Source organism: Actinoplanes sp. NBRC 103695 (assembly GCF_030269485.1).
Classification (GTDB): domain Bacteria; phylum Actinomycetota; class Actinomycetes; order Mycobacteriales; family Micromonosporaceae; genus Actinoplanes.
In genome coordinates, this window is sequence record NZ_BSTL01000013.1 from 144,503 (window position 1) to 167,377 (window position 22,875).

At 73.4% G+C, this 22,875-nt stretch carries 17 protein-coding genes; 8 read left to right on the forward strand and 9 right to left on the reverse strand.

The window, feature by feature from the left end:
• Complete coding sequence (gene eccD / locus QSK31_RS24185) at positions 1-1,320, reverse strand: type VII secretion integral membrane protein EccD (protein WP_285686578.1); 1,320 nt, start codon at positions 1,318-1,320, stop codon at positions 1-3.
• 130 nt (positions 1,321-1,450) lie between these two features.
• Between eccD and QSK31_RS24190 the strand changes: the two genes are divergently transcribed.
• Entirely contained in the window at positions 1,451-2,701 is a 1,251-nt protein-coding gene (locus QSK31_RS24190) for a protein kinase domain-containing protein (protein WP_285686579.1), read from the forward strand.
• Here the strand turns inward: QSK31_RS24190 and QSK31_RS24195 are convergent.
• The 6 genes from QSK31_RS24195 to QSK31_RS24220 all read right to left on the reverse strand — a co-directional run bounded on the left by QSK31_RS24195 (position 2,658) and on the right by QSK31_RS24220 (position 10,680).
• Positions 2,658-4,778 carry a transglutaminase TgpA family protein gene (locus tag QSK31_RS24195; protein ID WP_285686580.1) on the reverse strand — a complete coding sequence of 707 codons (2,121 nt, stop codon included), beginning with the start codon at positions 4,776-4,778 and terminating at the stop codon, positions 2,658-2,660. The two genes, QSK31_RS24190 and QSK31_RS24195, sit on opposite strands and share 44 nt — an antisense overlap.
• Positions 4,757-5,863: a DUF58 domain-containing protein gene (locus QSK31_RS24200; protein WP_285686581.1), complete on the reverse strand. Its 1,107-nt coding sequence runs from the start codon at positions 5,861-5,863 to the stop codon at positions 4,757-4,759. The genes QSK31_RS24195 and QSK31_RS24200 overlap by 22 nt, the downstream gene beginning before the upstream one ends.
• Before the next feature lie 3 nt (positions 5,864-5,866).
• Entirely contained in the window at positions 5,867-6,808 is a 942-nt protein-coding gene (locus QSK31_RS24205; RefSeq protein ID WP_285686582.1) for an AAA family ATPase, read from the reverse strand.
• The gene (locus QSK31_RS24210) at positions 6,805-8,697 is read right to left on the reverse strand and encodes a fibronectin type III domain-containing protein (protein WP_285686583.1); all 1,893 of its coding nucleotides are present in this window, start codon (positions 8,695-8,697) and stop codon (positions 6,805-6,807) included. The genes QSK31_RS24205 and QSK31_RS24210 overlap by 4 nt, the downstream gene beginning before the upstream one ends.
• Positions 8,698-8,773: 76 nt before the next feature.
• On the reverse strand, positions 8,774-10,027 hold the full coding sequence (locus QSK31_RS24215) for a sensor histidine kinase (RefSeq protein WP_285686584.1): 1,254 nt from the start codon (positions 10,025-10,027) through the stop codon (positions 8,774-8,776).
• Entirely contained in the window at positions 10,024-10,680 is a 657-nt protein-coding gene (locus QSK31_RS24220; RefSeq protein ID WP_285686735.1) for a response regulator transcription factor, read from the reverse strand. The genes QSK31_RS24215 and QSK31_RS24220 overlap by 4 nt, the downstream gene beginning before the upstream one ends.
• Positions 10,681-10,751: 71 nt before the next feature.
• Here QSK31_RS24220 and QSK31_RS24225 point away from each other — a divergent pair, with 71 nt between their 5' ends.
• From QSK31_RS24225 to QSK31_RS24240, 4 genes are all read left to right on the forward strand, one after another.
• Positions 10,752-12,029, forward strand: coding sequence for an AfsR/SARP family transcriptional regulator (locus QSK31_RS24225; RefSeq protein WP_285686585.1), 1,278 nt, complete (start codon positions 10,752-10,754; stop codon positions 12,027-12,029).
• 446 nt (positions 12,030-12,475) lie between these two features.
• On the forward strand, positions 12,476-13,366 hold the full coding sequence (locus QSK31_RS24230; protein ID WP_285686586.1) for a hypothetical protein: 891 nt from the start codon (positions 12,476-12,478) through the stop codon (positions 13,364-13,366).
• Positions 13,366-13,965: a helix-turn-helix transcriptional regulator gene (locus QSK31_RS24235; protein ID WP_285686587.1), complete on the forward strand. Its 600-nt coding sequence runs from the start codon at positions 13,366-13,368 to the stop codon at positions 13,963-13,965. Before QSK31_RS24230 ends, QSK31_RS24235 begins: the two co-directional genes overlap by 1 nt.
• Positions 13,966-13,980: 15 nt before the next feature.
• Complete coding sequence (locus tag QSK31_RS24240; RefSeq protein ID WP_285686588.1) at positions 13,981-14,640, forward strand: response regulator transcription factor; 660 nt, start codon at positions 13,981-13,983, stop codon at positions 14,638-14,640.
• Here QSK31_RS24240 and QSK31_RS24245 read toward each other — a convergent pair.
• Complete coding sequence (locus QSK31_RS24245; protein ID WP_285686589.1) at positions 14,624-16,009, reverse strand: S28 family serine protease; 1,386 nt, start codon at positions 16,007-16,009, stop codon at positions 14,624-14,626. The genes QSK31_RS24240 and QSK31_RS24245 overlap by 17 nt on opposite strands.
• An 89-nt stretch (positions 16,010-16,098) precedes the next feature.
• Between QSK31_RS24245 and QSK31_RS24250 the strand changes: the two genes are divergently transcribed.
• Positions 16,099-17,265 (forward strand): glycosyltransferase family 4 protein, encoded by a 1,167-nt coding sequence (locus QSK31_RS24250; RefSeq protein ID WP_285686590.1) that lies wholly within the window; start codon positions 16,099-16,101, stop codon positions 17,263-17,265.
• A gap of 70 nt (positions 17,266-17,335) precedes the next feature.
• Positions 17,336-19,462: a PKD domain-containing protein gene (locus QSK31_RS24255; protein ID WP_285686591.1), complete on the forward strand. Its 2,127-nt coding sequence runs from the start codon at positions 17,336-17,338 to the stop codon at positions 19,460-19,462.
• Between the two features lie 68 nt (positions 19,463-19,530).
• On the opposite strand, the gene QSK31_RS24260 is transcribed toward QSK31_RS24255, so the two are convergent.
• A complete protein-coding gene (locus tag QSK31_RS24260) occupies positions 19,531-21,264 on the reverse strand; it encodes an AfsR/SARP family transcriptional regulator (RefSeq protein WP_285686592.1) in 1,734 nt (577 codons plus the stop codon).
• A 192-nt stretch (positions 21,265-21,456) separates the two neighbouring features.
• On the opposite strand from QSK31_RS24260, the gene QSK31_RS24265 reads away from it, so the two are divergent.
• Positions 21,457-22,785 carry a DUF1996 domain-containing protein gene (locus QSK31_RS24265; RefSeq protein ID WP_285686593.1) on the forward strand — a complete coding sequence of 443 codons (1,329 nt, stop codon included), beginning with the start codon at positions 21,457-21,459 and terminating at the stop codon, positions 22,783-22,785.
• The last annotated feature ends 90 nt before the right edge of the window (positions 22,786-22,875 follow it).

A 22,875-nucleotide genomic window follows, 5' to 3' on the forward strand; every position in this document is an offset into this window, starting at 1 on the left:
TCAGCCGCCCAGCCCGCGGACCAGGCCGAACAGGTTCAGCACCGCGCACAGCACCGGCACGCAGGCCAGCACCAGCAGGACCTCGAGGAGTTCGGCGTACCGGGCGGGGGCCGCGCCGGGCGGGCGGCGGCTGTAGATCAGCCCGGCGGCCACGGCCAGCGCGGTCAGGGCGAGCAGGATCGGCACGGCCCGCCCCGGTGGGTGCAGCGCCGGCCAGGCGGTGGCCAGGGCCGCGGCGGTGGTCACGGCGGCGATCAGCAGCGGCAGGCGGTGGCGCACGGTGGGATAGATGCGGGCGCGTACGCCGAAGCCGGCCGCCAGCACGGCCAGCAGGATCACGGTGGACGCGCCGCGCGCGGTGCCGAGCAGCACGGCGGCGGCCGACGCGGTCAACGCCCCGCCCCACAGCATCCCGGTGAGCAGCGCGTCGGCCCGGAGCACCGCCGACCGCACCACCGACCGCGGCGGCTGGGGCTCGTCGCGTACCAGGTCGGCGGCGGTGCGGGGCAGCGTGGGCGCGGGCAGCCGGCCGAGCCGTACGGCGAGCGGCCCGAGCAGCGGCGAGAAGAGGAACACCACCGACGCGACGACCGCGGCCGCCCCCGGTGGCGTGGCCAGCCCGAGCAGGACGAACCCGGCCGCCGAGCCGCCGAGCAGCGCGGAGGTCGCCGCGGCGACGAAGACCGGCACCCGGTCGGCCACCCCGAGCGCCCCGGCCGTGGCCGCCACCAGCACCGCCGCGCATCCCCCGAGCAGCGGCCCGCCGATCGTCAGCTCCCCGCCGACGAACGCGGCGGGCAACGCCGACGCGGCGAGCACCGCCCCTGCGCCCGAGTCGCCACCGGCCCTGGCCAGCACCGTGCCGCCGGCCAGCAGGGCCACCGCGACCAGCAGCGCCGCCCGCCCGGCCCCGGCCTGACCGGCGGCGGCAAGCATCAGCGCGACCGCGGGAACGGCGGCCGCCAGCCCGGCGATCCGGGTGTGCCGCGGTCCCCACAGCCGCCCGCCGCGACCGGCGGCCGTGGCGATCGCGTCGACCAGGTCGTCGTACTCCAGCTCCGGCCACTCCACCGTCCCGGGCACCAGGTGCAGCACCTCGCCGTCCCGGACGTGCTGGCCGGTGAGCGTGCCCGCCGGGTCGATCCGGGTGCCGTCCGGCCGGCGCAGCACCCAGCCGCCGTCCGGGATGTCGTCCGCCGCGGCCGCCCGGCGCAGCAGGCCGGGCAGCATCTCGGCGACCGCCGCCCGGTCCGGCAGCGCCAGGTCGATCCGCCGGGTCGGCGCCGCCACGGTCACCCGGACCAGGCCGGTCGTGTCCATAGGAGATCCCTTTGCGAAGAGGCAGCAACCTGCCGGGCCGTTGAGGTGCGGTGGTCCGCGTTCCTACGATGAGCGGGCCGTCGCCGTCATGGAACGTCAACGGCCGCTAGCGGACACGAGGATGAGTGTCATGACGATCGACGACGAGTACCGCGAGCTGGTGCCGCTCGGCGACCCGCCGGGCTCGGTGCTGGCCGGGGTGCGGGCCGACGACGGGCAGGCGTGGGCGCTGAAGGTGCTGCCGGGGCGGCTGGATCGGCGTACCCGCACCGAGGTGGACGGTGAGCTGCGCAAACTCGCCGGGCCCACCGCGACCGCGCCGATCGTGGCCGCGGACCGGGTCGTGGAGCTGCCGGACGGCCGCACGGCGCTGCGCCGGGAGTTGTGCGCGCAGTCGCTGCCGGAGCTGATCGAGGCGTTCGGGCCGCTGTCCGTCGCGGACACGGTCGCGCTGGCCGGGGCGCTCGCCGAGGCGCTGACCGCCGCGGGCGTGGTGCACGGCGGCGTGACCCCGGGCAACGTGCTGTTCCGCGAGACCGGCGAGCCGGTGCTGACCGACTTCGGCGTGGCGGTGCGGCGGGCGTACCCGCCGGAGCACGACACCGGCTTCCGGGCGCCGGAGACGATCCGGGACGGCGTGCTGGACGAGCGCGCGGACCGCTACGGCCTGGGCGCGATCCTGCATCTGGCGCTGGCCGGGACGCCGCCGTTCCCGGCCCGGCCCGGCGAGCCGGAGGGCGACCACCTGCTGCGCGTACTGACCGAGACCGCACCGGCGATCGAGCGCGACGACCTGCCGGCCTGGCTGGCCGAGCTGGTGCGCGACCTGCTGGCGAAGGATCCCGAGCGGCGGCCGTCCGACGTCGCCGGGCGGCTGGCCCGACCGGAGGGCGACGGACCGCGACCCGCCGGCGCGCCGATCATCGAGTTCGGACCGGAGCGGCCGAGCCGTCTGCCGCGCCCCTCGCTACTGGCCGCCGTGGCCGTGTCCGCGCTGCTCGCAGTGGCGGCGGTGCTGTTCGTGCTGAACCGGCCACGGGACACACCCATGCCGCCGATGCCGCCTCCGGCCGCCGCCGCCTCCAGCGCCGCGCCCGGGCCGAGCGCTCCGGCCGTACGCCTGGAACTGGCCCCGCCGATCGACCAGGGCACCGTGGTCCAGCTGACCTGGACCAGCAGCCTCTCCGGCCTGGACTATTCGGTGACCGCGGCGGCGGACGACGGCACGAAGACGGACGAGCTGGTGGGCCGGGCCACCGAGTACCGCTTCGAGGTGGATCCCGCGCGCCGCTACTGCTTCGAGGTGCGGGCCTCGAGCGACAGCGGCGGCCCGTGGGTCAGCCTGCCCAAGGCGATCCGCGGCGCCACCTGTAGCCAGTAGGGAGCAGCGGGCGCGGGTCAAGCAGGGCGCGCACCCGGGCCACCCAGCCTTGCCGGGCCAGGCCGCGACGCACCACGCGGACCGACGTCCAGGACTGCGCGACGTCCTCGTCGGACGGCTGATCGCCGGACCACAGCGCCTGGTCGACGATGCCGGCCAGGGTACGGATCTCCCCCGTCGTCCCGTCGTCGCTGACCGGACCGGCGGCGGTGCTCAGGTCCCGCACCGTCATGCCGGGCGTGACCTCGACGCCGTACGCCCGCAGCCTGTCCCGCACCTCGGACCACGCGCCGAGCACCGCGGCCGCGCCGGTCCTCCGCCGCCGCCACCAGTAGCGCACCGTCCACAGCGCCGGCACGCCGACCGGCCACCCGATCAGCGGCACCGCGATCAGCGCCGCCCACGGCAGATCGGTGCCCTCCGAGGCGGGCGCGGGGGCGGGCTTCACCGGCCTGATCGTCGCGTCGACCAGATCCTTCGGCCGCGGCAGCGCGTCCCGGGCGCGTGCCGCCTCGGCGGCCAGGCCGGTACCGGTGGCGGCGCCGGCGGCCGACGCGATCGGGTCCAGCGGCACCCAGCCGACGCCCTGCACGGCCACCTCCGGCCAGGCCAGCACGTCGCGGTTGCGGACCACCACGACGCCGTCCTCGGGCGCGGGGGCGCGGAAGCCGACCACCAGCCGCGCCGGGATGCCGGCCATCCGGGCCAGCGCGACGTACGCCGCGGCGAACTGCTCGCTGGTGCCGCTGTGGGTGATCAGCAGGAACCTGTTGAGCTGCGCCCAGCCGTGCCCGGTCGGCCGGTCCGGGCCGGACGCCGCGTGGTAGTTGTCCCGCAGGTACTTCTCCAGCACCAGCGCGCCCTGGAACGACGCCCGCACGTCGCCCATCGCCGTGGCGAGGAGTTCCTCCACCGAGTCCGGCGGCTCGCCCACCCCGTTCAGGGCGCCCGGCGCGTTCGGGTCGATCGGCGCCTCACGCAGCGTCGTCGAGTCCACCTCCGGCTGCCACCAGCTCAGCTCGTACTCCGTGGGCCCGGACGGCGCGTCCTGCCGCATCAGCATGCCGTAGTCCGGGATCACCAGCGGCGCCGGCCCGTCCACCGAGGCCGGCCACGTCTGGGTGGGCAGCCACGGCCCGCCGGTGTCGGCGACGGTCACCCGGGCCCGCTTCAGAGTCGCCCGGACCGTCACCTGCGGTCCCGGCGGCAGCAGCGTGCCCATCCGCCGGTACTCCTCGGTCGCGTTCCAGCTCACCCCGTCGAACTCGTCCAGCACCACCAGCGGCCACAGACCCGCGCCGGGCCCGTCGGTCACCCGGAACACCTCGGCCTCGGGATGCTCGAGCCGGTAGGCGATCTCGTCCAGCGGGTTGGCCGGCGCGCTCTGTTCCACCGCGGCGGGCCGGCCGTCCCGCAACGAGAACCGCGGCTCCGCGTCCGGCAGGAGGATCAAGGTCAATCCCGCGATGAGTACGCTCACCGCGCCGGACGCCGCCAGCCTCAGCAGCGTCGCGCCCGTGGCCAGCGTGACCGCCGCCGCGACCGCGTAGGCGAGCGCGGCCAGCACCGCCGGACCCGGACCCGGCACGGCGTAGAACTGGCTCAGCACCACCACGGCGAGGCTCGGCAGCAGCGCGGCCGGGGCGGCCCGCAGCCGCAGCCGGAGCTCCGCGCCCGACACGGCGGCCACCACGACCAGCAGCGGAACGAAGATCAGCAGGTCCGGCTCGGGGCGCGCCGGCCAGGTCGACTCCAGCACGAGCTGCCAGGAATGGGTCGTCCCGTCGGCGAGGGCGGCGACCGTACGCCCGGTGGGCAGCCCGAACGCCGTCGTGCCGGACAGCAGCGTCTCGGCCACCGCCAGCAGACCGGCCAGTGAGGCCAGTAGCGGGCGCCAGTCGACCAGGCTCGGCCGCACTCCACACAGGATCGTCACGGCCAGCACGGTCAGCGCCGGCACGAGCACCGGGACGAGCAGCGGCACCAGCCCGAACACCGGCGCGAAGAGCAGCCCGGCGATGGCGGCGGCGAGCACCGGGCCCGCCGCGCGCCAGGTCAGCCGATCGAGTCGTTCCACTGCCGCACCGCCTGAGCCGCACCGAGCGCGCGGAGAACGCGTACGCCCGAAGGAACCTCGAGCCACCCGCCCACCGCGACCACCACCACCGCGGCGAACTCGGCCCGCCGGGCCAGCACCGCCTCGACCGCCGCGCCACCGCCGGTGACCAGCACCAATCCCCCGCCCGGGCGCAGCGCCGGGTCCTGCCGGGCGGCGTCCTGGCGCACCTCGCTCAGCTCGTCCAGCAACCGCCGGGTGGCCAGCGGGCCGCCCTGCACCGCCAGATCGCGGCCGGTCCAGGTGACCAGCCGGGTGTCCTGTGTCGCCCGGGCGGACGCGCACAGCAGCGACGCGGTCAGGTCCACCGCCTCCTCGAAGAACGCCGGGGTCAGCACGCCCGGCCGGTTGTCCAGCAGCACCGTGGTGCGGGCGCGGCGCGGGTCGGCGAGGTCCCGGACCATCAGCCGGCCGGTCCGCGCGGTCGCCTTCCAGTGCAGGTGGCGGACCTCGTCGCCGGGCACGTACTCGCGGACGTCGAGCTGCTCGACCGAGCCGCGCAGCGCGGCGTCCGGTGTCCCCTCATGATGATGCCGGGGCACGCCGGCGACCATCGCGCGGGCGGCGTGCCGGCGCGGATGCACCCACAGGGTGGCGGTCGCCGTGACCGGCAGGCGGCGCCGGGCCAGGTCGAACGGGTCGGCCCGGTGCAACGTCAGAGGTCCCACGGTCAGCTTGCCCCGCGTCGCGGTCGGCAGCTCGTAGGTGCGGGTCACCTCGACGCCCGGCAACAACCCGGGCAGCCGCACGTGGCGGCGCTCGCCACCGGCGGCGTCCTCCGCGCGGAAACCGGGCTGCCGGCGGTTGCCGGTGCTGCGTACCCGCAGGCGGGCCAGCGCCGGTCGGCCCCGCTCGACCCGGTCCGGGTGGACCACCCGGTGCACCTCGACCGCGAGCTGCGGCACGGTAAGCGCGATCGCGGCCAGCACCGCGGCGGCCGCGACCGCGCCCAGCGTGGTCAGCACCGCGAGACGCAGCCACAGCCCGGCGGCGAGCAGCAGCACCGCGGCCACGGACACCGCGAGGCCACGGCCGGTGAGACGCACGGGTCAGGCACTCGCGGTCGGGACCGGCACCGCGGACAGCACCTCGGCGACGATGCCGTCGGTGGCGCGCAGGTTCAGCTCGGCCTCGGCGGTGCGCACCAGGCGATGCGCCAGCACCGGGACGGCCACATCCTTCACGTCGTCCGGCGTCACGTAGCCGCGGCCGTCGATCGCTGCGATCGCGCGGGCCGCCCGGACCAGGGCGATGCTGCCCCGGACGCTGGCGCCGTAACGCAGGGCGGCGTGCTCCCGGGTGGCCTCGGCGAGGCGGACCGCGTAGTCCGCCACCGCCGGGTCGACGTGCTGAGCGCGTACCTCATCGATCGCCTTTTGCAGTGTGGCCGTGTCCACGACCGCCGACAGGTCGTCGGGGCCCGCGCCGGCCGCGCTGCCCAGCACCACACCCACCTCGGACTTTCTATCCGGGTAGCCCACCGACAGCCGCATCAGGAAGCGGTCCAGCTGCGCCTCCGGCAGGCGGTAGGTGCCCTCCAGCTCGATCGGGTTCTGCGTGGCCACCACCAGGAACGGGCGCGGCACCGGGTGCGCCTCGCCGTCCACCGTGACCCGCTGCTCCTCGAGCACCTCGAGCAGCGCCGACTGGGTTTTCGGCGTGCCCCGGTTGATCTCGTCGGCCACCACCACGTTGGCGAACACCGCACCCGGGTGGAAGACGAACTTCTCCTCCTTCTGCCGGTAGACGGTCACCCCCGTGATGTCGCCGGGCAGCAGGTCGGGGGTGAACTGGATGCGGCTCCAGCTGCCACCGATGCTGCGCGCGATCGCCCGGGCCAGGGTGGTCTTGCCGAGGCCGGGCACGTCCTCGATGAGCAGGTGCCCCTCGGCGAGCAGGCCGGCCACGGCCAGCCGGACCAGCTCGTCCTTGCCCTTGATCACCTCGCGCACGTTCGCCGCGATCGCCGCGGCGGTCTCGCCGGCGCTCACCACGACACGTGATTCGACTCGAGGCCGTTGGCTGTCACCCAGACGGCGCCACCCGTCCCGTTGTACGGAAACCTGTCGTCCACGGTCAGATTGCCCTTGTCGTCGGTGTTGCGGTGGGCCCCCGGGTTGAAATCCCCCCAGTCCTCGCTGAAGACGTCGATGTCGACGTCGGTGTTCGGCGGGAACCCGCGGACCACCACCTTGATGAATCGGCAGTCCGGCGCCACGCAGTCGTCCCCGTGCTCCGCCGGTCCGCCCCGCGAGACCGTCACCGACCTGGTCGCCGCCGGCGCAGGGAGCCTGATGCTGGTCGAGGCGGCCGTGCCGCGCCCGGCCGAGTTCTGCGCGGCCACCGTGATCCGGTAGGTCTTGCCGCGGGTCAGCCCGGTCAGCTTGGTCTGCCGGCTGCCGCCGCCGACCGTGCGGCTGCCGCTCGACCCGCCCGACCAGGTCACCCGGTACCCGCCCACGGTGGCGCCGTTCGCGGTCGCCGCCTTCCAGCTCACCGTGATGGTGCTGCCCGACGCCGTGGCCCGCAGTCCGGGTGGGCGCCCCGGCGGGGACGGCGGATTGGCGGGCGGTCTGACGTCCCCGGACGTCCCCGACGGCGTCTGTGTCCGCGTCCTCTCCTCCGTCCGAGGCACGGCATTCGTGCCACCGGAGCCGCGCGACGGAGGGTCGGACGCCGGGCGCGGCGAACCGGTCGACGTTCCGCCGGTGGGCTGGTTCGTGGTCTCGGCGGGCGGCCGGACCGGCGGCCCGTCGTTCTTGTCGATCTTGCCGATCAGCGGCACGGCGTCCGCCCGCCCGTTCTCGCCGATCACCAGCACGCGCTTGCCCGCGCCGCCGGCGACGTAGACCCGCTGATCCTGGCCCCGGGTGAGCTCGGTGTCCTGGTTGCCCTCCTTCGGCACCTGGTGCGTGCCGCGCTGGCGGCCGTCCCGGTCGAAGGTCAGCACCTTGTTGTTGCTCCGGTCGAGCAGCACCACCGCGTCGCGGCCCGCGGCGGGCGCCGCGTAGTCGCCGGCCGGCAGAGGGATCGGCGGCGCGGCCGACAGCCGGCCGGCGGACAGCCCGGACGCGTCCAGCAGATGCAGCCGGTTGTTGGCGCCCGGCTCGACCACGGCCACCCGGCCGGCCAGGTCGGCCGCCCCGACCCTGGCCTCGGCGGTCAGGTCCCGGCCGATCCGCACCGGACGGCCCAGCCCGCCCTCGCCCACCGACGTGAACGTGTCGCTGTCGGTGTCCACGAAGACGGCCTGCCGGCCCACCACGGTCAACGCGCCGAGGTGACCCGCCGGGGCGTTCGCCCGGCAGTTCACGACCTCGGTGCCGGGCCTCAGGTAGCAGAGCCCGTTCGTGTCCTTGCGCAGCAGCCAGAGCGTGCCGTCCGAGGTGGCCACCGGGTCGCCCAGAGCGGCGCCGACCGCGATGCTGACCGGGTCCTCGCCGCCCATCCGCACCACCCGGCCCTGCTCGCGGTAGACCAGGTACGGCCCGCCCTTGACCTCCAGCGGCACCGCCCGTTCGCCGCTCGGCAGCGGGAAGGTCTCGTCGACCGTCAGCGTGGACTTGCCGAACCGGGCGCCGTCCTTCTTGCCGATCACATAGCCGCTGGTCTCGCCCTGGACGACCTGGGTGCCGGCCTCGTCCATGGCGTACAGCTTGACCTCGCCGTCCACCGCACCGGTGGACCCGTTGACGCGGAACACGCTGCCCTCGCCCTTGCCGTTCGACTGGGCGAACCAGTGCCCGGCCTGGGCGAAACGCAGGCCGCCGGTGGAGGCCGAGGCATCCGTGACAGCGGCGGTCACCCCGCCCGCCACGACCAGGGCGAGCAGGGCCAGCGGCAGCCGCCCGCCCCGCTGCGGCCGGAGCGCGCGCGTCATCTTTGCGAGCATTCTCGTCACCTTCGCGAGCATAGAAGAAGGCGTACATGATCGGTCCATTACGGATACGTAACCGTCAATCACCGGCCGCGGGCAGCGACATCTCGAAGATCGCCCCGCCGCCGTCCGAGTTGAAGACCCGCAGCGTGCCGCCGTGCGCCTGAGCCACCCAGCGCACGATGGACAGGCCCAGGCCGGTGGACCCGCCCGCACTGGAGAACCGGTCGAACGTCTGCTTCGCCAGCGCCGGGTCGATACCCGGCCCCTGGTCGGCCACGATCACCCGGCCACCCGCCACAGTCACCTGCACGACCGCGGGCTTCCCCTCCACCCGGCCGTGCCGCAGCGCGTTGTTCAACAGGTTCGCGACGGCCCGCTGCACCAGCGTCGGATCGGCGTTCACCTTGGTCGGCGCCGTGGTCACGGTGACCGTGGCACCCCCCGCCGGCGTCTCCTCGACCACGGCGGCGACCAGTTGGTCCAGCCACACCGGCTCGATCGCGAGCGGCTCCACCCCCGCGGCGAGGCGCGCACGCATCAGCACGCCCTCGATGATCGTGCCCATCCGGCGGGCCAGGTCGACCGTGCGGGGCAGCAGTTCCGCGCGCTCCCCCGGGTTCGCCACCGCCGCCTCGGCCAGCGCGCGCAGTGCCGCCACCGGAGTACGCAGATCGTGGGCGGTGTCGGCGAGCAGCACCTCCTGCTGCTCCAGGGCGACCGCGGCCGGCCGGATCGAGCGCACCGCCAGCCGGAAGGAGGCCGCGCCGACCGCGCCCAGCACCAGGAAGCCGCCGATCAGCACGACCAGCGTGTACCCACGATGCCCGGCCAGCTGGCCGGACGGATCCGACACCGCGACGACAGCACCCGCGTACTTGCCGTTCTGCAGCCGGAACGGCTCCGCCCACACCCGGTACCGCTTGTCGTCGGCCACCCGGTAACCGGACTGGATCCGTCCGCTGGCCACCGCCGCCACCGCCAGCGAAGCCTTCAGCTCGTCCGGCGCCGGGACGCAGTCCCGGTCGCTCAGGTACCGCGGGAACTGCTCGGCCGGTCCCGGAAACACCCCGAACTCCGGACAGGACTGACTCATCGGGTCGTCGCCGACGAACGACGTGTCCACAGTGTCGCCGTTCTGCCCGATCAGCCGCTGCATGCTGCTGGTGACCCGGCTCAGTTCCGCGTCCATCCGCAGTTCCCGCTCCGCGGTGTCCGAGCGGACCAGGAGGGCCGCGCAGGCCAGGTAGCCGACCGCGCAGAACAGCGTCACCCACAGGACCAGCCGGCCGGGCAGCCCGCGCAGCTGGTCCAGCGCCGAAGCCCCGGTCACTCGTCACCGCCGATCCGGTAACCCCGCCCACGCACCGTGTGCAGCAGCTCCGGCTCGCCCAGCTTCCCGCGCAGCCGCTTGATCACCACGTCGACCACGTTGGACATCGGATCGGTGCTCGAATCCCAGCAGTGCTCGATCAGGTCGGTGCGGCTCACCGCCAGGCCCGTCCGGCTCATCAGAAACTCCAGCACGGCGAACTCCTTGCCGGTCAGCCCGAGCAGCACACCGGCCCGGCGAACCTGCCGGCGTGCCGAGTCCAGCTCCAGGTCGGCCAGCCGCAACACCGACGGCCGCCCCGAACCGGCGCGCCGCCCCAGCGTCAGCACCCGCGCGGTCATCTCGGCCACCGCGAACGGCTTCACCAGATAGTCGTCGCCGCCGTGCTCGAAGCCCGCCACCACGTCGGCGATGGTGTCCCGCGCGGTCAGGAACAACACCGGCACCGCCCAGCCCTCCTGCCGGCGCCGATGCACGTAGTTGATCGCGTCGCCGTCCGGAAGCATCCGGTCGAACACGACACAGTCGAACCGCCCATCGGCCAGGACCAGGTCGGCCGCGGCGATGTCCGCCGCCTGAGCGACCTCCAGGCCCGCGCCCGCCAGCTCGGTCGTCACGGCAAGCCGCAGGTCGTCGTCGTCCTCGACCACCATCACCCGCACCAGACGCCTCCCCGCACGGCCGTGTCATCGGAACTTCATGGACGCAGGCGGATGGTAGCCCCATGCTGATTCGCACCCTCGGACCGATCGAGCTGCACACCCCCACGGCGGTGCACCAGCTCGGCGCGGGCAAACCGGCTGCCGTCCTGGCCACGCTGGTGCAGCAGCCTAACGCCTGGGTCACCGTGGACCAGCTCGCCGAAGCCACCTGGCCGGGAGCTGCCATGCCGGCGTCGGCGGCCGCCAACCTGAAGACGTACGTGTGGCAGCTCCGCCGGCTGCTGGGCGGCGCCGACCGCATCACCCGCCGCGCCGACGCCTACCGCCTGCGGGTCCTGCCCGGCGAGCTCGACGCCGACCAGGCCCGCTCCCTGGCCGCCGCCGCCCGCACGGCCGACCCGTCCACCGCCGCGGACCTCATCCGGGAGGCCCTCGCCCTCTGGCGCGGCCGGCCGTACAGCGGCGTCGAGTCGGCCGCCACGGCCGCCGACGTGCTGGAGGAGCTGCGGCTCGAGCTGAGCGAGCGGCTCGCCGCCCTGCGGCTCGAGCTGGGCGACACCGCAGAGGCCATCGGTACGCTGCGCGGGGTCGTCGCCGAGGCGCCCCTGCGCGAACCGGCGTGGGCCCTGCTGGTCCGCGCCCTGCACACCGCCGGCCAGCGCACCGAGGCCCTGCTGGCAAGCCGCCGGGCCGCCGCGATCCTGCGTACCGAACTGGGTGTGGCGCCCGGCCCGCAGCTGACCGCTTACTCGGCCTCTTTCCCCGCCGCGCCGTCACTGGTCCGCCGGGAACTGCCCCGGGACGTCCGCCTGGTCGGCCGCGCCGCGGAGCTCGCCCACATCAGCCGGGCAGCCGCCGGACCAGCGCCGATCGTCCTGCTCTCCGGCCCCGCCGGCATCGGCAAGACCGCACTGGCCGTGCACGCCGCCCACCGGCTGGCGGCGGACTTCCCCGACGGCCAGTTCTTCATCCACCTGCGACAGCCCGCCGGCGCCCTGCTGGAGCGCCTCCTGCGCGGCCTCGGCCTGCGCCCCTGCGACATCCCCGCCGACCTCGACGAACGAGCGGCCCTCTGGCGCTCCGAAGTCAGCCGGCGCCGCGTCCTGCTGGTCCTCGACGACGCCCAGACCCGGGAACAGGTGTGGCCGCTGCTCCCCGCGACGAGCGGCAGCATGGCCCTGGTCACGGCACGTTCCCTGACCGGCCACCTGGACGGCGCGACCCACCTCCCGCTGGGGCCGGCCGGCATGCGACCGCTCACCGGAAGACCCGCCGTCCGCCGGGCCCCGCTCCGCAACACACCCACCAACCCGGCACTGCACCGGAGGGCGGCGGTATGACGACAGCACGCTTCGTGGTGACGGCGGCCCGGCGGCCGGCACCAGCCCGCCCGGCCGAGCCCGCCGTCGCACCCACGGGCCAGCCCGGCCTGCTCACGGACCAGCCCGCCGTGACCGAGCCTGTCCACCAGCCGGCCGCGACTGCTCCCGACGCCACCTTTTCGCCGCGCCTGTGGACAGACGCCGAAAATCGTCGTACCCCTCGCCTACATTCGGACCCACCCAGTGCCAGGGGCGGGGGAGGCGGCGGCGGCCAAGATCCACTTGGATTCGCGGATTCGCGGCCGCGGATCGCCGCCGCGGAGCGGCAGCGGGGGCTGCCGGGGAACGCAGCCACCGAGCGGCAGCGAGAGCTGCCAGACGCGCTCGACCGGGCGGCCTCCCCACGGCCGGGCGTCACCACACGGCAGCGCGAGCTGCCAAGCCCGCGAGAGACCGCGCCGCGCGTGCCCAGCGCCAAAAAGCTGCCGGTTCTCCGGATCGCCGTCTGGCAGGTGGCTCTGGTGCTCGGCTTCGCCGCGATCGGCCGGGACGACCTCGGCGCCGGCGTCGGGCTGGGGCTGGCCGCCGCCCTGACGCTCACGGTCAGCGCGTTGCGGCTGCGCGGCGAGTGGCTGTCCACTGTGGCGCTTCGGTGGGCCGGGTTCGTCCTGCGGCGGCGGCAGTGGGACGGCGAGCATGTGCCGCTGCCACGGGACGCGGCCATCTCCTCGGCTGGCGTGCTCGGCTGGGCGGACGGCGTGACGGCAGTCGCGCGTACGTCCTCCTTCGGGTTTCCGGTGATCGAGGCCGACGGACCGCGACTGGACCTGCAGCTTGTCGCGCATCTCGGGCCGCGTCAGGCGCGGCCGGGCGGATGGCTGGCGATCACCGCGCGCCGGGACGCCGACAATGCCACCGACGACGAGCTTCGCGTGCTGCTGGACAACGCGGTCCGGCGGCTGCGTAAGGCCGCGCCGACCGGCTTCGCGCTGTTGTCGGGCCGGGAGGTCCGGGCCGTGGTGAGCGGGATCGCGCACGCCGGGCCGTCGCGGGAGACCTGGCGGTACTGGCGGTCGGGCCCGATCACCCACATCACTCTACGAGCGACGGGCCTGGCGGTCCCGGACCTGATCGAACGGTTGCTCGCGGAGGGGCGGGACGCCGCCGTCACGGTCGCGGTCCGGGCGGACGGCGGTGGCGTCGTCCGGGTGGCGGCGCCGGCCGTGATCTCGGCGGAACGTGCCGTCCGCCGCATCGCTGACATCTGCACCCGACGAGGGGTGCGTCTGGAACGGCTGGACGGGCGGCATGGGCCCGCCGTCCTCGCCTCACTGCCGATCGGGGGAGAGTTCTGATGACCGTCCACGTCATGCCGCATGCCGGTGTCGATGCGGCGCTGGCCACCGCCTGCCGGGAGGTGCTGGTGGCGCGGGCCGCGGATCCTGGTGCGCCGCTGCGGCGGATCGACCATGACAATCTGCGGCGCGGGGTGCGTTACCGGATTCTGCTGCCGGAGGATGTGCGGGGCAATCCGGTGCTCGCGTTGCGGATGGGGCGGCTCGCGCCGGCGGGTGCCGAGGTGCGGACGGTGGGCAATGTTCCCACCGACGCGACCGTGGTGGATGGCGCGCTGGCCATGCTGCCGGGGGCAACGGTGCGTCTGCCCAGCGTGGTGGGCACTGTGGTGGCGCTCTTCGAGCAGTTGTGGGTGTCCGCCGCGCCGCTGACGCCGTGCGAGGTGACCAACGGGGCGGGGCTGAGCATGCGGGAGCAGGAGTTGCTGGCGCTGCTGTCGGCGGGCTGCACCGATGAGACGGCGGCGGCCCGGCTGGGGATCTCGGTGCGTACGGTCCGGCGGATGATGGCCGCGATCATGACGCGGCTGGGCGCCCGCAGCCGTTTCCAGGCCGGACTGAAGGCGGCGGATCGGGGTCTGCTCGCCCGCACGGCTTAGGGCACTATGTGACGTGTGCGAGTTCTGGTCACCGAGGACGACGACAATCTGCGGGTCGCTGTCGACGCTTCGCTGCGCGGGGCCGGGTTCGCTGTGGACACCGCGGGTGATCTGCCCGAGGTCGATCTGGCGTTGAGTACGAACGTCTACGACTGCGCGGTGTTCGACCGGATGTTGCCGGCCGGCGACTCGCTGGACTATGTGGCGCGGCGGCGGCGGGCGGGCTGGACGGTTCCGGTGTTGTTCCTGACCGGACGCGGCGGCACCAGCGACCGGGTCGAGGGTCTCGCCTGGGGCGACGACTATCTGAGCAAGCCGTTCGCGGTGGCCGAGTTGGTCGTGCGGGTGCGGAGCCTGTGCCGGCGCGCGGGGGGCGGTCCGGCGCCGGCTCTGCGGCACGCGGGCTTGGAGATCGACCCCGAGAGGTACGAGGTACGCCGCGACGGCCGCCCGCTGACGGTGACCGCGAAGGAGTTCGTGGTCCTGGAACGTCTGGTGCGGGCGGCCGGGCGGCCGGTGCCGCGGGCCGAGCTGATCGCCGCGGCGTGGGACGAGATGGTGCCGCCGGCCTCGAACGTGCTGGACGTGCTGGTCGCCCAGCTGCGGCGCAAGCTCGGCAAGCCGGCCGTGCTGCACACCGTCCGAGGCGTCGGCTACCTCATCCGCGGAGGCTGAACCGGCGGTCCAGCGCCGGGTTGTAGCTGTCCACAGCGGACGTCTTCAAAGCGGGAACAGTGGAAACTCCGGCCCAGCGCTGCACGGCCGACGTGGCGGTCGCTCCCTCGGCCGGCACCAGGGCGGCGATGGACGCACCGTGGTTGGCGCCGGGCGCGGTGAACGACAGCGAGTCGACGGTGCCACGCCCGAGCTCGAACGGCTCGGCGCCCCAGGGGTCGTTCTGGCCGTACACGAAGAGGAGCGTGCGCCCCGACCGCCGCACCCAATGGTCGATGTCGTCCATCGCGGCGGGACGGAATCGCGGCGCCAAGGCGGAGGGCACGTACGACTTGGCAGTGTCCTCACCCCGGTACTGCTGGTAGCGGGCCAGGTGGCGCAGCTTGGGCACCGGGTAGCCGAGCTCGGTGGCCGCCTGGTAGTAGTACGGCACGTAGCCGGTGATGCCCTGGTCGGTGTTGGAGTCCAGCCCGTAGACCTGGTTGATCCAGTTGAGCAGCGTGTCGTCGGTGGCGCTGACCGGTGGCACCTGCGGGCACTGGCTGAGCCCGCTGTACTGCCAGAACGCCCAGGTCGTGCCGTTCACCATGAACTCGAACGCCCGGTTCGCGCTGTGCACGATCGTGAAGGTCCGGTTGTTGGCGGCGGCCCACGCCTCGTACTTCGCGACCAGTGCCGACCGGCGTTTCAGCGCCTCGACCTGGATGTCGTCGAGCGCCTTGCGGCAGGATTCGGTGCCGACCCTGGTGAAGAACTTGTCGTACGCCGAGTCTTCCTGCTCGTCGACGTCCTGCGGCGCCACGTACGCCACCGTGCCGTCGACGTCGGCCGGGTAGAACCGGCGGTGGTAGATCGAGGTCATGCCGCCCTTGCTGGCCCCGGTGGAGATCCACTTCAGGGAGTAGACCGCCTTGAGGGCGAGCACGATCCGGTGGTGGTCGGTGGCCGCCTGCCAGATGGTCAGGTCGGTCCAGTCGGCCGGTTCGGGCCGGGACGGCGTGAAGAACCGTTGCTCGACGGAGAGCTGGTTGCCGTCGATGAGCCGGGTGGGTTCGCTGCGGAAGGCGCCGGTGGGTACGCCGTACCCGGTGGTGTGCAGGACCGTGGGCCGGTCGGCGCCGCGGTGCAGCAGGGTCATCCGTTGCTGGAAGGTTCCGGCGGCCTGGTCCCGGTGGTCCACCTCCTGTGTGAACGTGAGGTTAAAGAATCGGTAGCCGGTCGGCGCCGTCCCCTCGGACACGACGGTCAGACCGGGTACGCGGCGCAGTTGTTCGAGAATGTCCGGCGGCGCCGCGGCGTGCGCCGGAGCGGCTCCGACCAGCAAAGATGCGCAGAGAATCAGGGTGGACAGCAGAGCGGTGCGTCTCATCACACTCCCGGAGTGCCTGGGATATCGATGCCTGACCATATCCCGCGTTCGGTTAACCGCGGGTGCACCGCACGGCTATCGTGTGCCGCGTGAAAATCCGCTACGTGCTCAACAACGCCTACGGCGCCGGCGGCACCATTCGCACGGTCATCAACCAGGCGAACGCCATGTGCGTCGAGCACGACGTGGAGATCGCGAGCGTTCTCCGCACCCGGGAGAAGACGGTCTTCGCGCTCGACCCGCGGGTGCGGCTGGTGTCCCTGACCGGTCTGCGGGACGACGGCTCCCGGTTCACCGACCCGCAGGGCGGCAACTCGCGTGTCTGGCGCAAGACGCGGCGCTTCCGCAACCGGTTCCCGCACGGGCGGGACTACCGGTTCAAGCGCTGGGATCCCCTGCTGGACCTGGCGGTCATCCGGTATTTCCGGCGCCAGAAGGACGGCGTGCTGATCACCACGCGCCCGGGCCTCAATCTCCTGGCCGCCTGGACCGCGCCGCGGCGGCTGCTCCGGATCGCCCAGGACCACATGAACCTGGGCACCTACAAGCCGGCGTTGCGCGCCGAGCTGGTGCGGGCCTATCCGCGGCTGGACGCCGTCGCCGTGCTGACCGAGCACGACCTGGCCGACTGGCGGGCCGCGCTGGGCGACCGGGTCCGGCTGGAGCGGATCCCGAACGGGATCCCGCCGGTCGCCGAGCCGGGCTCGTCGCCGGAGGCGAAGACGGTGGTGGCGGCCGGCCGGTTCGCCCCGCAGAAGGGCTTCGACCTGCTGGTCGAGGCGTGGGCGGCGGTGCACGCCAAGCACCCGGACTGGGTGCTGAAGATCTTCGGCAACGGGCCGATGCGCGAGCAGCTCATCGCCCGGGCGGACGAGCTGGGGCTGGGCGGGTCGGTGACCATGCCCGGCATCACCCGGCAGCTGGACAAGGAGCTCGCCGCCGCCTCCCTCTACGTGCTGAGCTCCCGTTTCGAGGGGTTGCCGATGGTGCTCCTGGAGGCGATGAGCGCGGGCCTGCCGGCGGTCGCCTTCGACTGCCCGACCGGGCCGGCGGAGGTCGTCGAGGACGGGGTGAACGGCCGGCTGGTGCCCGCGGAGGACGTGGACGGCCTGGCCGCGGCGCTGTGCGAGCTGATCGAGGACCCGGAGCGGCTGCGCGAGATGGGTGCCGGCGCGGTGAAGAGCAGCGAGCCCTTCTCCATGCCGGCGGTTTCCGCCCACTGGACCCGTTTCCTGACGGAGCTCAGCCGGACTTAAGCCGAGCGTGAGGCAGGCCACTGGCGGCTGCCCGATTCTTCCCCTCTGTGCTGACCCCGATAGGAGTCCCATGAGGAGAACGCTCAGCCGCCTCGGCGTCACGGCCGGTGTCATGGTGGCGGTCATCGCCCCGGTGGCCACGACCGCCTTCGCCGTCGCCATCACCCCACCCACCCCGCGTACGGGCAAGCTGGTGCAGGTCGGCCCGACCGCCGAACACGGCTTCCCGGCCTGGTACCGGGACAGCAACAACGTACGCCTGGAGGCCTGCGTCTCCGACGACCCGCTGTGCCCCGTGCTCCTGGACGAGGTTCCGGACCCGGATGCGCCGATCTCGTATCCGGACAACTTCCCGGGTGAGTTCTTCTACCAGCTGGCCGGCTCGACCGTGACGCTGACCAACGGCGTGAACGCCACCATCGGCATGGACCTCGAGGGCGCCTGGGCCCGCGAGGAGGTGATCGACGGCGACCAGATGGTGTTCGGCCGGGTCCGCATCCGCTTCGCCGCGCCGGAGGGCGACCGGTTCCGGATCACCCACCCGTACGGCATCGACGACATCGTGGCGACCGACCGGGGCGTCAACATGACCGAGGACATCGGGACCACGCCGCTGGCCTTCGGCGGGGCCTTCAACAGCCGGATCGGCCCGTTCCTGAAGTGGGATCCGGCGGTGCTGCCGGCCGCCCCGGCGGGCTACATCGGCGACCCGGGCGTCGACCACAAGATCGTCGGCAGCCCGTACAACACGAACTTCATCCGGATCGAGCAGCTCGACCCGGCCTCCGGGGCGGTGATCGGCCAGCTCGGCTTCTCCGATCTGTTCAGCGTCCAGGGCCGGTACGCGACCAACGCCGGCGTCGACATCGACCAGGCCACGTACACCACCGACGCGGACGGCACCGGCTTCGTCGAGGTCTTCGCCAGCAGCGAGCCCGGCCAGGCCATCGAGGTCGCCTCGAACCCGGCGCTCGGCTTCCGCGGCACCCGGCTGCGCGGTCAGAACGGCAGGTACTACGGCCGTTTCCCGGTGACCGGCTCGGTGCCGGACGGCGCGACCATCGAGGTGATCAACAACAGCGACCGCCCGGTGGCACGCAAGACCGCGAAGCTGGTGGACGTCGTGCGCGTCACGAACGTCCAGTACAACGCGGACAACGGCAGGCTGCAGGTCGCCGCCACCTCCTCGGACGGCGACACCAGCCCCGGCGTGCTGTCCGTCGACGGCTTCGGCCCGATCACCGGCTCGCCGTTCACCGGCGTGCAGGCGCCCCCGCCGTCGATCACCGTGCGCTCCTCGGGCGGCGGCTCGGCGACGGCGGCGGTGACCGGCAGCGGCCACCTGTTCCTGCCGGACCGACCGGTCGCGGCGGGCACCACGGGCAACCCGGTGGTGGTCGGCCAGAACGTCCAGCTGGACGGTTCGGGGTCCACGGGCGAGATCGACTCGTACGCCTGGACGCAGGTGTCCGGCCCGGCGGTGACGCTCACCAACGCGGACCAGGCGACGGCGTCGTTCGTGCCCACCGCGGTCGGCACCTACGCGTTCACCCTGGTGGCGACCGGTCCGGGCGGCGTGAGCCCACCGGTGACGGTGACGACCCAGGTGATCGGCGTGCAGGCGCCGACGGCCGACGCGGGTGTCGACCAGACGGTGGTGCGGGGACGTGCGGTGGCCCTGGACGGCACCCGGTCCCGCGCGGTGGAGACGTACTCCTGGCGGCAGGTGTCCGGCCCGGCGGTGACGCTGACCGGGGCGACCAGCGCCCGGCCGACCTTCACCTACCCGGTGCAGGCGCTGCCGGCCACGCCCGGCCCGAACGCGGCGTTCGTCTACAACAACGCGCCGGTCGTGCTGGAGCTGACGGTCCGCAACCCGGCCGGCATCGCGACCGACCAGATCGTCGTCCGGCCGTCGGCGGACGCCTTCATCGGTGGCATCACCACCCGCTACCGCACCGGTAACAACGAGTGGCGGATCTCCGGCACCAACAGCCTGCTCGCCGGGCAGCGGGTGCAGGTGGTCCTGGGCAGCACGCTCACCGGCCGGACCATCGGCTCGGCGGTCGCGGTGGACGCGGCCGGAGCGTGGAGCGTCCGGGTGACCGGCCCGGCGCCGGGCACGATCCGCACGGTCAGCGTGGTCTCCTCGACCGGAGCGATCGCCCTGGCCGCACCGGTGACCGTCACCAACTGACGCGGTTCATGAAGAGAACGAACGTTCTTTACCTGACGGAAAGAACGTTCGTTCTCTTTGTGACCGGACTAGGCGCTCGTCAGCTGTGAGCGCAGATGCCGGCTGGAGGCACTGGACACCTGCTCGGCCACCGCGTCGCGGATCAGCGAGCTGCGATGCCGCACATGCCCGTCGGCGTCCTCCGCCAGCAGGTGGGCGTGCACCAGCCCGTCGATGCAGCCCAGCACGTCGATGACCGGCCGACCGGTGAGCCGCGCCAGGTCGTCCACGGTGAGCTCGCCGAGCGCCGCGCACAGCCGCAGCACCTCCCAGCCGGGCTCGGGCATCCAGCCGGTCCGGGTGCGGGCCACCTGCATGGCCACCGCGGCGGTCACCTCGGGGCTCCGGTCGGCGACCGCGACCAGCGCGGCGATGCCTCCGGTCCGTTCGTTCAGCTTCTCGCCGAGCGGGTCCAGGTCGGTCTCGGTGAGCGGGCCCAGGCGGAGCACCAGCGGGCTGCCCAGGCCGGCGATCGGCCGGTCCCGGATCTCCGACGGGTAGCGGTACGTCAGCACCACCCGCAGCCGCGCGCAGTGCCCGCCCAGCCAGGCCAGCTCGGCCACGCTCACCTCGTCCAGGGCCTGGGCGTCGTCGACCGCGATCAGCAGCGGCTCCGGGCCGCACAGCGCGTCAGCGACGGCGGCCAGTTCCTCGCGGCGCAGCGGACGCTGTTCGGTCATCGCCGCCTCGACGGTGGCCGGTACGACGCCGCGGACGCCCAGGTCGGCGAGGGCGCTGTGCAGCCAGGTGAGCCGTAGCGCACCGGCCGAGGCCGAGCCGTGCCCGACGCCGACCCGGGAGGGCGACCGGCGGCGCAGCTCGTCCAGCAGCGCGGTCTTGCCCACGCCGCTGGGCCCGACCAGGTGCACGACCGGGATGTGGTCATCGCTGAGCAGCAGCTCGATCTCGGCGGGCCGGCCGAGGAAGTGGCGCCGGAGGGGCGCGGGGGCGGGATTCGGGGCGCTGCGTGGCTCCTCGGTGAAGGCCGAGGACGCTGGCGCGGGCGTTGGTGTGGACTGCCGGCTGAGCAGCACGTTGCGCTGGAGTTCGGCGGTCCGGGCGGACGGCGCGACGCCCAGTTCGTCGTCGAGGGCCTTGCGGCAGCGCTCGTAGAGGCGCAGCGCGTCGTCCGGCCGGCCGAGCGCGGCGGCGGCGGTCATGCCGGTCTGGTAGGCGGCCTCGAGGAACGGGTCCAGTTCGATGGCGGCGAGTGCAAGGCGCAGCGCCCGGGCGGGGTCGCGGTCCATGATCCCGTCGGCGATCTCCAGGTGGGCGTTCTGCAGCGCGACGCGGACCTCGTTGCGGACCGGTTCGGCCCAGTCCGCGTACGGGTCGTCGGCGAACGGCAGCTCGTGCGCCAGTGCGGAGATCTCCTGCTGGAGGCCGAGGCGCTCGGCCGTGCCGGAGGTGGTGAGGTCCAGCCCGCGGATCCGGTGGTGCAGGTCGGCGAGGTCGAGCCAGGCGCGGCCGGTGTCGAAGAGGTATCCGCCGGCCCGGGTGACGATGAACTGGGTGGCGGCGTTGCCGTCGGGCTGGAGGCGGCGGCGGATCACCGAGACGTAGTGCTCGAGCGCGGCCACGTGGTTGCCGGGCAGGTCACGGCCCCAGACGGCGTCGGCCAGCGCGTCCTTGGACTGGATCCGGTCGTACCGGGCGGCGAGCACGCTGAGTACCTGCCGGGCCCGGCGGGGCAGCCCGGTGGCGGGCAGGCTGACGCCGTCGTCTCCGGCCACGTCGAGCCGGCCGAGCACACGTACCCGCATGGGACCTCCAAACCGCGGTCTGAGTACAGCTCACATCGGCATCCGCCGCCCGACCTGAAGGCTTTGGCCCGGGTAACCGCTTCACCATTGAGAGCCATCTTTATGCAGATGCAGCACATTGACGTGCATTGACAGCGAGAAAGCGCTTCCCCACGCGAGATACTCCCGGCACCCGTTCCCGCGGAGGTAAAAATGAAGAGAACAGCCCTGCTGGCGATCTCCCTGCTCGTCAGCGTCACCGTGGTCACCGCCGCATCCCCGGCGTCGGCGGCCACCCGCACGGTCCAGGCCGAGGCGTACGCCGCACAGTCCGGCGTCGTGCTGGAGCAGACCGCCGACACCGGCGGCGGCCAGAACGTCTCCTATCTCGCCAACGGCGACTGGATGCGGTACGACAACGTCGACCTCGGCGCGGCCGGCAGCCTGACGATTCAGGCCCGGATCGCATCGGTGCCCGGCGGCGGCTCGATCGAGCTGCGCACCGGGTCGGCCACCGGCCCGCTGCTCACCCAGTTCACGGTCGCCGGCACCGGCGGCTGGCAGGCCTGGACCACGCTGAGCACCTCGGTGGCCAGCCATCCGACCGGCGCGCAGACGGTGTTCGCGCTGCTGCGCAACGGCGGCGGCGACTTCGTCAACATCAACTGGTTCTCGTTCGGCGACGGCCAGCCCGGCGGCGCCGGCTGGGTCGTCATGGACCAGGGCGTCTGGCAGCAGCAGCTGGCCCAGTTCGACGCCATCCCCAACCGGACCATCCCGCCGGGCGCGGTCCGCGTGCCGGAGTTCAACGCCACCTGCTCGTACAGCCACTCCAGGCCGGACGACCCGATCGTGTTCCCGAACATGCCGGGCGCCTCGCACATGCACAGCTTCCTCGGCAACCCCAGCACCAACGCCGCCACCACGACGCAGACGCTCCTGCAGAACGCCGGCACCACCTGCCGGCCGGGACAGGACCTGTCGGCGTACTGGATCCCCAGCCTCTACGAGCGCGGCCAGGTGGTCGAGCCCAAGGACGTGGTGGTCTACTACGGATCGCGGCTGGCCGACCCGACCCGGACGAAGCCGTTCCCGCAGGGCTTCCGGTACATCGCCGGCGACGCCCGGCTGCAGACACCGACCCCGGCCGGTTCGGTGAACGCGTTCTACTGCGCCGGACCGGGCGGCGAGATCGGCCGGAGCACGGACGGCAACTGGCCGCGTTGCGCGCCGGGCGCCACGCTGATGTTCCAGCTGGTCTTCCCGGACTGCTGGGACGGCATCCACCTGGACAGCCCGTCGCACAAGGAACACGTGGCGTACGGCAACTGCGGTGGCCAGTTCCCGGTGGCCATCCCGTCGGTGTCGTTCCTCATCGCCTACCCCACCGCGGGCAGCGCGGACGGCTTCCAGCTGGCCTCCGGCATGGCGTCCTCGATGCACGGCGACTCGTGGATGGCGTGGGACAACGCGGCTCTGGGCCAGCGCGTGAAGAACTGCGTGGTCCAGAACGCAAAATGTAACTCGGCCGGTAACTACTAGAAATCAGGGCGGCGGTCCGCACAACGGCTAGCTCTGCCTTAAGTCTTGTCAAGGGCGGCGGTGGGGCTGAGGATGGTCATCGACGTACAT